Here is a 12,488-nt window from a genome sequence, read left to right on the forward strand (position 1 = left end):
CTATCGCCTTTGCAGCATGCGCGAGACCATTTTCGACGTGTAATCCACCATTGGCACGATGCGCGCGTAGTTCAGCCGGGTCGGTCCGATGACGCCAAGCACGCCGACGATGCGCTGCTGCTCGTCGTGAAAGGGCGCTGCGATCATCGCGGAGCCTGAAAGGGAAAACAGCTTATTTTCAGAGCCGATGAAAATGCGGACGCCTTCGCCTCCTTCAGCCCGGCTCAGAAGGTCGATCACGTCCTTTTTGGTTTCGAGATCGGCAAAAAGCAGCCTGATTCGTTCGAGATCTTCGAGGGCAGTCAGATCCTGCAGCAAATTGGCCTGACCTCTGACGATTAGCTGTGGTTCGCTCCCGGAGGTGTCAGCCCAACTCGCGAGGCCGGCGTCGATGAGGCGCGTCGTCAATTCGCCAAGCTCCGCTTCGGCCGCCTTGTGCGAGGCTTCGATCTCGACCTTGACCTCAAGCAGGTTGCGACCGCGAATCCGGGCGTTGAGAAAGTTGCCGGCTTCGATCAGGGATGACTGCGGCAGCCAAGCCGGAATATGAAGAATGCGGTTTTCAACCGATCCATCCTCGGACACAAGCACGGCGAGCGCGCGTTCCGGCTCGATCCTGACGAATTCGATGTGTTTCAGCCGTGGGTTTTCCTTGGTCGTCACGACTACGCCGGCCCCGCGCGTAAGACCCGACAGCATGATCATGGCGTCGCCGAGCAGCCCCTCGAGGGATTGTTCCTGCGCGGCGGCTTTGACCTGGGAGTCGATCTGCTCGCGCTCGCCATAGCCGATGTCGCCGAGTTCCAGCATGGCGTCGACAAAGAAGCGCAGGCCCAACTCGGTCGGCAGTCTCCCCGCGCTGGTGTGGGGGGCGTAAATCAAGCCGAGTTCTTCGAGGTCCTGCATGACGTTGCGGACCGAAGCCGGCGAGAGCGACATAGGCAAAAGACGCGCAACATGCCGCGAGCCAACGGCCTCGCCATTGATGAGATAGGAATCAACGATATGCCGGAAGATCTCCCTCGAGCGCTCATTGAGGCTCGTGAGATTGCCGCCGCCCAGCCGCCCGATGTCGCGTGAATGATCTAATGGCGCCGCCATAGATACAGAATGGAGCCCCCGATACGCGGATGCAAGCTCAATCGTTAGGTTGTTGCTGTCTGTCGAGGCAGCCAAACGTATCCTTTAGCGCCATTTCGAGGTCGCCTAGGCGAAATGGCTTTTGTAGGACTTTGGCGTCGGGGTATTCTCCATCGAGGCCCCGTGAGCCATAGCCCGACAGAAAAATGAACGGAATCGCGCGGGTTTTGAGCACGTCCGCGATAGGAAAGCTCCGTTTGCCATTGAGGTTGACGTCGAGCATAGCGAAATGCGGCTGTTCCTTCTTCAGCGCCTCAAGGGCGACCTCCACTGAAGGGGCCACATCGACGCATTTGCACCCAATATCGGCCAGCATATCTTCGATCAACATGCTGATGAGCACTTCGTCTTCGACGACAAGCACCCGGAAGTCAGTTTCCATTCTCAAGACATTCTGCCTTTTCGATGAGGGACAGTCGCAGCGTAAAATCGCTCACGGCGAAGTTGGTTCCTAAATCTCGTCCGAATTTTTGGCGCTCCGGCATGATCGATTGCGAAATTCGCGGGCTCGTCAAACCGGCGGAGTCGTCAGGCCCGCGAAAGATTTTTCGGCTTCAATCCCATTGGATGCCCTGCAAGGCGCGCCGGAAGATTGGCCCCCAGGCTGTTTCCTTCGTTCGGAGCGGCAGGCGTCCTCATTTAGATCTCGCGTTAGCCGGCGTTCTCGGCGGCGCCTTTGAAGAGCGTTCGAATGAGTGCCCAAAAATCCGAAGGAATTGACCGCATACAAGGCCATGCCGAAATTCGCGACAAAGCGCTCCTCCAAGTAGCGATTACGGAAGCTTTCGCCCTTCTCAACGCTGGCGAGCCGCAAGAGGCGATCGCGCATCTCGAGCGATGGGCGGCCCTTATCGCGCCGAGCGATGTGGCTTACTATGTTTTTGGCTTAGTTTATTTCAACGCCGACGACTTGCGCAATGCGCTGGTATGGTTGGAGCGGGCGCTCGCCTTGAAGCCGACCTATGTCGAGGCGTTGGGCGCGCGCGCCGTCGTGCTCCAGAGGCTTGGTCAACCGCAAGACGCTCTTGCGGCTTTCGATGAGATCCTCAAGCTTCAGCCGAACGACGCTGATACCTTATTCAGCATCGGGGTTATTTTGCAGAGCCTCGGGCGAATGAAAGAGGCGCTCGTCGCCTATGAGGACGCGCTGCGTTGGCGCCCGAATCACCGCGAGGCTTTGACCAATCGCGGGGCCCTGCTTGAGCGTTTTGGCCGATTTGAAGAGGCGCTAGCTTGTTTTCAAGCGATCGCAGCGATCCGGCCGGATGATGCCGAGAATTTGTTTAACACGGGCTCTGTCCTGCAAAGACTCGGGCGCAACGAAGACGAGCTCGCCGCTTATGAGGAAGCCGCTCGGATTGGTCCGCTTGATGCAGAAACCGAACTCAATCGCGGCAATGTGCTGCAAAAGCTCGGCCGCCTTCAAGAAGCGCTCGCCTGCTATGACAGCTCTCTGCAATGCCGCCAGGATTATTCGCAAGCCCTCTATAACAAAGGCATAGCGCTGCAGGCGCTCAGCCGCCCTATCGATGCTCTTGCGGCCTATGACGCGGCTCTCGCGCAGGATGCGCGTTATTGCGAAGCATGCAGCAACCGCGGCAATGTTCTGCACGAACTCGGGCGTCTCGACGAGGCCCTCGCAGCTTACGCCGACGCGCTGAAGATCCGGCCCGGATTTCTGCCGGCGCTGACCAATCGCGCCAATATTCTCCTGCAAAGGGGAAGCCTCGATCAGGCCCTGTGGAGTTGCGATGAGGCGTTGCGGCGCGATGCTAAGCATCCTCAGGCGCCCGGCATCCGCGGCGCCGCCCTGCATAAACTTGGCAGGCTTGAGGAGGCCTTGATCGCGCTTGACCAAGCTGTTGCGCTCAACCAGGCCGCGCCGGAAGCGTGGCTCAATCGCGGCAATGTTCTGCAAGAGCTGGATCGATTGCCTGAAGCAATGTCCTCGTATGATGAAGCGTTGCGCCTTCGTCCCAATTATCCCGAAGCTTTGTCCAGCCTTGGCGTCGGCTTGAAGGAAGTGGGCCAAATTGATGAAGCGTTGACGCGCTTTAATGAGGCGTTGTTGCACAAGCCCAATTATCCTGACGCGCGCAACAACCGGGCTGGCGCGCTGCTTCTCAAAGGGTTGCTGAAAGCGGGCTTTGACGATTTCGAAAGCCGGTGGGACCGTTCCAACGCGCCGCCGAAGACAATTGTCAAAGGCGCGCGACGCTGGAGCGGCGAGAATTTAAACGGCCAGCGCATCCTCGTGTGGGATGAGCAGGGTCTTGGCGACCTCATCCAATTTTCTCGCTATCTCGTCGGCCTCATCGACGCCGGCGCGGATGTCACGCTGCTGTGCCGCAAAAACATGCGGCGGCTTTTGTGCTCCTTGCCGAAGCCTGTGCGATTCATCGAGGCTCTCGATAAAGATCAGACCTTCGCTTTCCAGAGCGCTTTGCTCAGTCTGCCTCGCGGGTTCGGGACGACGCTGGAGACGATCCCGGCGGCGACGCCCTATCTTTATCCAGAATCGGACCTCGTTTCGAAATGGGCTGAACGCATCGGAGGGGAAGGGTTTCGGATCGGGATTTGCTGGCATGGCAACGCCTCGATCAATCTCAAGCGGACGGTTCCGCTCCCTTCATTCGCTCCCCTTGCGGCGATTGAAGGCGTGCGCCTGATCAGCCTTGTGAAGGGCGAAGGTCCAATTGACGTTGAGACGCCAAATGGCGGTTTCCACATTGAGAGCCTAGGCGATGATTTCGACGCGGGTCCCGATTCTTTCGTCGATTGCGCGGCCGCGATGGCTAGTCTTGATCTCGTCGTCACCTCGGACACTGCGATTGCGCATCTGGCCGGCGCTTTGGCGCGCCCTGTATTCGTCGCCCTGAAGCGCGTGCCTGATTGGCGTTGGCTGATGCAGCGGACCGATTGTCCCTGGTACCCGACCATGCGGCTCTTTCGGCAAAGCGAACGAGATGAATGGACATCCGTTTTCGACCAGATTTCCGCATGTGTCGAAAGTTGCGTTCAAATGCGCGCCTCTCGAACGGAGCCCTCGCCGGAAGCGCCGGCTGCGGCGACAAGCGACGCTGGTCTCCTCGCCGTTCCCATCGCAATCGGCGAGCTCATCGACAAGATCATCATTCTGGAGATCAAGGAAAGCCACGTCGATGATGCGGCAAAACTCGACCACATAAGATTCGAGCTGGACCTCCTGCGCAAGCTCAAGTCCGAGGCTGGTTTCAGTGGTCCAAGACTCGCCGAACTCGAGGCCGAACTCAAAACCGCCAACACGGTTCTCTGGGATGTCGAGGATGCTTTGCGCGAGCGCGAGGCGCGTTCGCAGTTCGATGAAGGTTTCGTGTCTCTGGCAAGGCTTGTCTACAAGTCAAACGATCGGCGCGCGGCTTTGAAGAAGCAGCTCAACCTGTTGTTTAATTCAGCGATCATCGAGGAGAAATCTTACGCTTAGGGAAATTATTCGAAAAGTTACCGCGCTTGTCTTTTGCTGAACGATACATTACATGAGCTCGATTGGGTCTCAATTAGGCTGTAGTCGGGCGATGCCTGACTGTGTCCGTATTCAAGCAAAGTCAGAATTTTGTCCGCATGCGCGGGAGTCCGCCAAAGCGGAGGCTAAGTACAGGAGTGGGAACTTCGGCTTGGTTAAAGCATTGCTCAACCGCAAGCACTTCACCTTGAAAGGATAAGCCAATGCGAATCGCGCTCGTTGCTCCGCTGGCCGAAGCGGTTCCACCGAAGCTATATGGCGGCACCGAGCGGGTGGTTTCCTGGTTGGCCGAGGAGCTTGTTCGACAAGGCCACAAGGTGACTTTGTTCGCGAGCGCGGAATCACAAACGGCCGCCGAGCTTGTCGTTTGCGCGCCGCAGAGCCTGAGGTTGGCGGGTGTTCGCGATCATATCGGCGCGACGCTCGCCATGTTGCGGCAGGTTCGCATGCGAGCCGATGAATTCGACATCATTCATTTTCACATAGATCTTCTGCCCCAGGCGCTGTTCCATGATCTTGTAGATAAGTGTCTTGTGACCTTGCATGGACGGCTGGATCTGCCCGATTATATGCCGGTCTATGCAGCCTATCCGGAAATGCCGCTGATTTCCATTTCAGACGCTCAACGCCGCCCCATGCCGCCCGCCTCTAATTGGCTTGCTACGGTCAAACATGGCTTGCCGCCGCAAGTCATTCCTTTCGATGCGGATGGAGGCGATTATCTGGCGTTCCTCGGACGCATCTCTCCGGAAAAACGTCCGGATCGCGCCATCGAAATCGCCAAGCGCTCAGGGACGCCGTTGAAGATTGCGGCCAAGGTCGACAACGCCGACCTCGAGTATTTCAAGGTTGAGATCGAGCCTTTGCTCGATCATCCCTTGATTGAATTCATTGGCGAAATCAACGAAGCGCAAAAATCCCAGTTTCTTGGCAAGGCGCGAGCGCTTTTGTTCCCAATTGATTGGCCGGAGCCGTTTGGGCTCGTCATGATTGAAGCCATGTCGGCGGGAACGCCCATCATCGCTTGGCGCAATGGCTCCGTCCCCGAGGTGATTGTGAATGGCGTCAATGGACTCATCGTTGACTCAATTGATGATGCCGTCGCGGCGGTAAAGCGGGTCTCGATGATGAGTCGCGCCGCGGTTCGAGCCGAATTTGAAGCGCGCTTTACGGCGGAGCGGATGGCGAGCGCTCATCTTGCCGCCTATCGTTCCCTTTTGGCGCGCGCTGCGGTGAAAACTCCGGCGCCCCCGGTGCGCTCGATCACGGTCAAATTGGCTCTGGCAGCTCCAGCATGGGAGCATGTCTCGCCGCACGCGGATGGCGGCGGGGCGCTTGCTGGGGGGCGCGCTGCAAGCTAGCCGTCTTGGGCTTGGAGCGGCAAGCGGCCGCCAGAGGCGTGTTCAATATTTGGGGCCGCGCGGCATCGCCGGCGATGGGGCCGTGTCATGGACGCCATAGTAGAACTGCCGGAACACTATATTGAGACCGAAACGTCCCTGCTTCAGGGCGGCCTTCGGAGCCTGAAACACGGGGATGCGTTCGCTGTCTTCGATGATTACGGCGACATTGGCGTCGGCGCCGCCGGGCCGGAAGGGTTGTACTTCAACGACACCCGCTTTTTGTCCCGATGCGAACTCAGGATTGAAGGCAAGCGACCGCTGCTCTTGAGCTCTGTGGTTCAGGATGACAATGCGGCTCTCTCGGTCGATCTCGCCAATCCGGACGTTCATGTCCATGGCGCCATTTCGTTGCCGCGCGATATAATTTCGATCGAACGAACCAAGTTTCTTTGGCAGGCGGTCTGCTACGAGCGGATTGGATTTTGCAACTATGCAGACAGCGAGAAACAATTCCGCATCGATATTTGCTTTGGCGCAGATTTCCTCGACTTGTTCGAAGTGCGCGGCTCAATGCGCGCAAAGCGCGGGCAGGTCCGATGGGTTCGCACCGACGTCGGCGCGGAGTTTCATTATCAAGGGCTTGACGGGCTGAAGCGCAAAACCAAGCTGCTGTTTTCGCCTGAGCCCATTGAGGTTGACCAAAATCGCGCGACGTTCTCCTTCACTTTGGCCCCCCGGGCGGGCGCGTCGCTATTCATCTCGATCCTGTGCGAAGATCGAAATGAACCGCATTGCAGCGATTTCGCGCTGGCGTTTCGGGACCGGCGGCGTGCGATTCGCGCCAAAACCGCCGCAATCGCGACAATCGACAGCTCCAACGATCTTTTCAACGAGGTTTGCCGGCGAGCTACCTCCGATCTCTATATGCTGATTTCGCGAACCCCGCATGGCCTTTATCCTTATGCGGGCATTCCGTGGTATAGCACGGCCTTTGGACGCGATGGGATCATCACAGCCATGCTGTTGTTATGGCTGGATCCGGCTGTCGCCAAAGGCGTGCTGAATTTTCTCAGCGCGATGCAAGCCAAAGCCTTCGACGCCAGCGCCGACGCGCAACCCGGCAAGATCTTGCACGAGACCCGCAAAGGAGAAATGGCGCTCCTTGGCGAGGTGCCGTTTCGGCTGTACTACGGCGCGGTCGATGCGACGCCGTTGTTCGTCATGCTGGCTGGAATGTATTTTGACCGGACCGGCGACATCGAGACGATCAAGGCGATCTGGCCGAACATCATGGCGGCGCTCGATTGGATCGATATATTTGGCGATGTCGACGGCGACGGCTTTGTCGAATATGCGCGCGAGGCGGAAAACGGCCTCGTCAACCAGGGCTGGAAAGATTCCTATGACTCGATCTTCCACGCCGACGGGTCTTTAGCCGAGGGGCCGATCGCGCTTTGCGAAGTGCAAGGCTATGTATTCAGCGCCAAAACCCACGCGGCGAAGCTGGCGCGGCGGCTTTCCGAATTCGATCTCGAAACCAAACTGCTGACCGAGGCGCGGGAACTGCAGGAAAACTTCGACGCGGCGTTTTGGTGTGAGGACCTTGGCACGTTCGCTTTGGCGCTTGATGGACGAAAGCAACCTTGCCGCGTGCGCACCTCGAACGCCGGACATGCTCTCTTCACGGGCATCGCTGCGCCCGAGCGAGCCGTGCGCGTTGCGCAAACTCTGCTTGGCCGGGACTTTTTCAGCGGCTGGGGCATTCGAACCGTCGCCAGCGGCGAGGCGCGCTACAATCCGATCTCCTATCATAACGGCTCGGTCTGGCCGCATGACAATGCGATGATCGCGCTCGGATTTGCGCGATATGGGCTAGGCCGGGAGGCGGCGCAAATCTTCACCGCCATTTTCGAGGCGGCTTTGCAGCAGGAGTTGCGCCGGTTGCCGGAGCTGTTCTGCGGCTTTATCCGCAAGCCGCGTCGGGGGCCGACCGCCTATCCTGTCGCCTGCGCGCCGCAAGCCTGGGCCGCCGCGGCGCCGATCGGGATGCTCGGCGCCTGTCTTGGCATGGAGCTTAACAACGAAAGCAATTCGATCCGCTTCGTCGATCCGGTCATGCCGGCCTTCCTCGACACGGTGAACATCACGCACTTAACCCTCCGCGACTCACGCGTAAAGCTGAAGCTCCAGCGTCATGGCGAAGACGTGACCCTCAATTTGCTGGAGAGGCAAGGCGATGTGAAAGTGATGCTGGTCAAATGAGATCGCGCTTCCGCGCGTCTCAGTTTGCGCGATTCCCCAATTGCTGAAATTGCAATAAATTAACGCATTCGTGTCAAGAAACGGTCAGCATATCGGCCAGGGCTTCGCTGGGGGCGAGGCCAGCGATTGACCGTTTCCTCGCGCGATAGCGAAGCGAGAGGCGATTCGGCGCGAATTGCTCAAGTCTCGATCAGGGGAGATCGACTTTGGATGACCCGTCGCGCAATCCGGCGGCGAATGACCCGGCGACGACATGGCCCCGTTCCGGCGCGCGATCTACATACGAGACATCCTTGGGGCAAGACGATTTGCCCCGCCAAGAAGCATGGGCGACCCGCGCGCAAGCCGGCTCGAGTCTCAAGCGTGCGTTGCGCCGCGCTCGGCTCGATGAAGCCGAGCGTACGGAAGTGATTGCCGATCTTCGCGGCGCCGAAATCGCCCGGCTTGAGATGCTGCAGGAGGAATTGGCTCCGCTCCTGTCCGAAATACCTGAAACTATTGACCTTTTCGATGTCGCTATCATGCCGGGCGCGCATCCCCGTCTGTTTATCGACATGATCGGCTTCGTCGAACTCGCGCACGACCGGCGCACCTATCGGTTTGTTCAGGATACGCGGCATGGCCGCACCGCTCTGGCCGAAAGCGCAGATATCGACGAGATGATCGATGCGATCGCCGATTATATGGCTCACCGCCTCATCGAGCGCGAGAAAGCCCTTGCATCCGGTGTGAGGTCCGATCGGGCGGGCCGTTTGCGTCGCGCGGCCAAAGGCGAGAGACCGGCGAAAAAGCCGCGCGGCTCCGCAGATCTGGCGGAGAGTCAATTACGCCTGTCGCGTGGGGAGGCCGCCTTTTCCCGCACGATTTTGGCCGTTCTCTCGTTTTTGATCGAGGTTTTGGGCTCGGCCGCGTTCTTTTTGTTGCTTTTGATGGGCGGCTCCTTCCTGTGGAAGAGCTTTGCCGCCTGGAGCGCCTTGCGCTAGATTTTGGCGGAGCCAAATTGCATACTGCCGCTTAAATGAGATCTGCACGCATGTTACAGTCGCGCGATGAGCGCTGTTGAGCCGATGCCACAGGAGGACGAGAAGTCGCGGGATCGGCGTATCACGTCACTCACGCAGGCGCTCGGATCCCGTTCGGTCGTCCTCGTGGGCTTCATGGGGTCAGGCAAAACCTCGACCGGGCGTCGTTTGGCGCAGCGGCTCGGCCTCTCCTTTGTCGACGCCGACGTCGAGATCGAAGCAGCCGCGGGGATGTCGATTTCCGATATTTTCGCCCGGCATGGCGAACCTTATTTTCGCGACGGAGAGCGCCGGGTCATGGCGCGCCTTCTCGAGGACGGCCCCCGGGTGGTCGCGACGGGAGGCGGCGCTTTTCTTCACGCGGAGACAAGGGCGAGGATCGCCGAGCGCGGGATCTCGGTCTGGCTGAAGGCCGATCCCGATGTTTTGTGGCGCCGGGTGCGCAAACGCTCCCACAGGCCGCTCCTGCAAAGCCCCGATCCGGAAAAAACCATGCGGACGCTGCTCGAACAGCGTTACCCTATATATGCGAGGGCCGATGTCACGGTCGTCTCGCGAGACGGGCCGCATGAGATTGCGGTCGAGGAAATCATTGCGGGCATTGAGTTCTTTCTGCGTTTTTCTCCCGAACCGCCGCCCCTAACTTGTTTGAGACCGATGAACGCTTCCAGAAATGCGACTTTGAACCAAAATTCGACGGCGAACCCAGTGCTTTCATTCAATGCAGAGTCTGCCGCCCTCGCTAAATCCGGTGAGGCGACACGGCCAACGGTCGAAGTTGATCTCGGCGAGCGATCCTACGGCATTTTTATCGGGCCCGACTTGATCGCTCTGGCGGGCGACCACGTCCGCCGCCTTGCTCCAAGAGCGGCTTGCGCGATCGTCACTGATGCCAATGTCGCGGAACGGCACCTACCGGCGCTGGAAAAATCGCTCGATGCGGCTGGGATTCGCCACTCCGCCATCATCGTCGCGCCAGGGGAAGCGTCGAAATCCTATGCGAGCTATGCCGAAGTCTGCGACGCCTTGATCGCGGCAAAGCTTGAGCGCGGCGATTTGATCCTCGCCCTTGGCGGCGGCGTCATCGGCGATCTCGCGGGCTTTGCCGCCGCGACGGTGCGGCGCGGAATGCGTTTCATCCAGCTTCCAACGAGCCTTCTCGCTCAGGTCGACTCGTCCGTGGGCGGCAAAACCGGGATCAATTCCCAGCATGGCAAGAACCTGATCGGCGCCTTTCATCAGCCCTCCTTGGTTCTCGCCGACACGCAGATGCTGGAAACCCTGCCGCCGCGTGAATTTCGCGCGGGCTACGCGGAGGTCGTCAAATACGGCCTCATCGGCGATCCCGCGTTCTTCAGCTGGCTCGAGGCCAATTGGCGCGGAATATTCGCCGGCGGCGATGACCGGGTCCGCGCCATTGCGATCAGCTGCAAAGCGAAAGCGGCGATCGTCGCGCGCGACGAACATGAGCGGGGCGACCGCGCCCTGCTTAATTTCGGGCACACCTTCGGTCATGCGCTCGAGCGGATCAACCATTATGATGGCGCGCGGCTGGTGCACGGCGAGGGCGTTTCAATTGGCATGGCTTGCGCTTTCCGGCTTTCGGCGCAGCTGGGGCTTTGCCCGCAAGAGGATTCCCTGCGCGTCGAGCGCCATTTGCGCGAGGTTGGCCTTCCCGTTCGGATCGCCCACATTGCAGGCCTTGTTCTCGACGTTCTCGACGCCGATCAAATCGTCGAGGCGATGCATCAGGACAAAAAGGTTGAGCAAGGCGCGCTGACGTTCATCCTCGCGCGCGGAATTGGCGATTGCTTCGTGGCGAAGAATATCGACGCCGGCAAGATCCGCAGTTTTCTTCAAGATGAACTGAACACGGGATATTAGACCATGCACGGCGAAGGCGCCGGAATTTCGCCGATCGACCTTTGGTTCGCGATCGCAATCATCCTCTTATGCATTGCCCTATCGGCCTTTTTCTCGGGCTCCGAGACCGCGCTTACGGCGGCCTCCCGCGCGCGCATGCATTCATTGGAAAAGAACGGCGATCGCCGCGCGGCTTTGGTTAACCGCCTGCTCGCCAGCCGCAACCGGTTGATCGGCGCCACCTTGCTCGGCAATACGCTGGTCAATATTGGCTCTTCGGCCTTCGCGACGAGCATATTGGTGGCGCTCGTCGGCGATCGCGGCGCCGTCTACGCCACCGGGATCATGACCGTTTTGCTTCTCGTCTTTGCGGAAGTCCTGCCCAAAACGGTGGCGATCAACTCTCCCGACCGCGTGTCGCTTCTGGTGGCGCGGATCCTGTCGTTCTTTGTCGCCATATTCGGGCCGCTGCTCGTCGCCGTCGAGGCGATTGTGCTCGGAGCCCTAAAACTTTTCGGCGTCGATACGAGCCGGCAGCGATCGATTCTGTCGGGGCATGAGGAATTGAAAAGCGCGGTCGACTTTCTGCATCAGGAGGGCGGCGTCGGCCGGTCCGATCGCGATATGTTCGGCGGCCTTCTCGATCTTCGCAATCTCGAAGTTTCCGACGTAATGGTGCATCGCACCAAGATGGTCATGCACAATGCGGATCTGCCGCCGCAAGAGCTGATCCGCGAGATCGGCGCCTCGCCCTATTCGCGCCTGCCGATCTGGCGCGGCGAACCCGACAATATCGTCGGCGTGCTGCACGCCAAGAACCTGCTGCGGGCGCTCGACGCCTCGGGCGGCGATTTCGCTAATTTGGATGTCCAAAGCATCGCGCTAAAACCCTGGTTCGTGCCGGATACCACGTCGGTTCACGACCAGCTGCAGGAGTTTTTGAAACGCAAGACGCATTTCGCCATCGTCGTCGACGAGTACGGCGTCGTGATGGGCATCGTCACGCTTGAGGACATTCTCGAAGAGATCGTCGGCGATATCTCCGATGAATACGATCTTGTCGTCCATGGCGTCCGCCCGCAGGCGGATGGCTCGGTAATCGTTGAGGGTTCGGTCCCGATCCGCGACCTCAATCGGGTCATGGCGTGGAGCTTGCCCGACGGGGAGGCGACTACTATCGCGGGTCTCGTCATTCACGAGGCTCGCGCGATTCCCGAGTCCGGGCAGGTTTTCAGCTTTCATGGATTCCGCTTCGAGGTGCTGCGCAAGGCGAAGAACCGGATCACCCTGCTGCGCATTTTCCCCGCGGACGGGCAGGGGTCGGCTCCAGTCCATGCGCGCTGATCTAGCGATAGT

8 protein-coding genes are annotated in these 12,488 nt (G+C 59.3%); 6 read left to right on the top strand and 2 right to left on the bottom strand.

Going from position 1 to position 12,488, the window contains the following annotated elements:
- Nucleotides 1-1,101: a heat-inducible transcriptional repressor HrcA gene (hrcA, locus tag WDN46_04280; protein MEJ0092664.1), complete on the bottom strand. Its 1,101-nt coding sequence runs from the start codon at nt 1,099-1,101 to the stop codon at nt 1-3.
- A 37-nt stretch (nt 1,102-1,138) separates the two neighbouring features.
- The gene (locus WDN46_04285) at nt 1,139-1,522 is read right to left on the bottom strand and encodes a response regulator (GenBank protein MEJ0092665.1); all 384 of its coding nucleotides are present in this window, start codon (nt 1,520-1,522) and stop codon (nt 1,139-1,141) included.
- A gap of 309 nt (nt 1,523-1,831) precedes the next feature.
- Between WDN46_04285 and WDN46_04290 the strand changes: the two genes are divergently transcribed.
- The 6 genes from WDN46_04290 (at nt 1,832) to WDN46_04315 (ending at nt 12,476) form a co-directional block, all read left to right on the top strand.
- On the top strand, nt 1,832-4,603 hold the full coding sequence (locus WDN46_04290) for a DUF6165 family protein (protein MEJ0092666.1): 2,772 nt from the start codon (nt 1,832-1,834) through the stop codon (nt 4,601-4,603).
- A gap of 242 nt (nt 4,604-4,845) precedes the next feature.
- Nucleotides 4,846-6,003 carry a glycosyltransferase family 4 protein gene (locus WDN46_04295; protein ID MEJ0092667.1) on the top strand — a complete coding sequence of 386 codons (1,158 nt, stop codon included), beginning with the start codon at nt 4,846-4,848 and terminating at the stop codon, nt 6,001-6,003.
- 87 nt (nt 6,004-6,090) lie between these two features.
- Nucleotides 6,091-8,247 carry an amylo-alpha-1,6-glucosidase gene (locus WDN46_04300; GenBank protein ID MEJ0092668.1) on the top strand — a complete coding sequence of 719 codons (2,157 nt, stop codon included), beginning with the start codon at nt 6,091-6,093 and terminating at the stop codon, nt 8,245-8,247.
- A 206-nt stretch (nt 8,248-8,453) separates the two neighbouring features.
- Entirely contained in the window at nt 8,454-9,230 is a 777-nt protein-coding gene (locus WDN46_04305; protein ID MEJ0092669.1) for a hypothetical protein, read from the top strand.
- Between the two features lie 84 nt (nt 9,231-9,314).
- Nucleotides 9,315-11,153: a 3-dehydroquinate synthase gene (aroB, locus tag WDN46_04310; protein ID MEJ0092670.1), complete on the top strand. Its 1,839-nt coding sequence runs from the start codon at nt 9,315-9,317 to the stop codon at nt 11,151-11,153.
- Nucleotides 11,154-11,156: 3 nt separating this feature from the next.
- Nucleotides 11,157-12,476: an HlyC/CorC family transporter gene (locus tag WDN46_04315; protein MEJ0092671.1), complete on the top strand. Its 1,320-nt coding sequence runs from the start codon at nt 11,157-11,159 to the stop codon at nt 12,474-12,476.
- Nucleotides 12,477-12,488 lie beyond the last annotated feature (12 nt).

The organism is Methylocella sp. (genome assembly GCA_037200525.1).
In the GTDB taxonomy this organism is placed as follows: domain Bacteria; phylum Pseudomonadota; class Alphaproteobacteria; order Rhizobiales; family Beijerinckiaceae; genus Methylocapsa.

Excerpts from the sequence above, each read along its gene's own strand:
- hrcA (MEJ0092664.1), bottom strand. The coding sequence starts at position 1,101 with ATGGCGGCGCCATTAGATCATTCACGCGACATCGGGCGGCTGGGCGGC.
- WDN46_04285 (MEJ0092665.1), bottom strand. The coding sequence starts at position 1,522 with ATGGAAACTGACTTCCGGGTGCTTGTCGTCGAAGACGAAGTGCTCATC.
- WDN46_04290 (MEJ0092666.1), top strand. The coding sequence starts at position 1,832 with ATGAGTGCCCAAAAATCCGAAGGAATTGACCGCATACAAGGCCATGCC.
- WDN46_04295 (MEJ0092667.1), top strand. The coding sequence starts at position 4,846 with ATGCGAATCGCGCTCGTTGCTCCGCTGGCCGAAGCGGTTCCACCGAAG.
- WDN46_04300 (MEJ0092668.1), top strand. The coding sequence starts at position 6,091 with ATGGACGCCATAGTAGAACTGCCGGAACACTATATTGAGACCGAAACG.
- aroB (MEJ0092670.1), top strand. The coding sequence starts at position 9,315 with ATGCCACAGGAGGACGAGAAGTCGCGGGATCGGCGTATCACGTCACTC.
- WDN46_04315 (MEJ0092671.1), top strand. The coding sequence starts at position 11,157 with ATGCACGGCGAAGGCGCCGGAATTTCGCCGATCGACCTTTGGTTCGCG.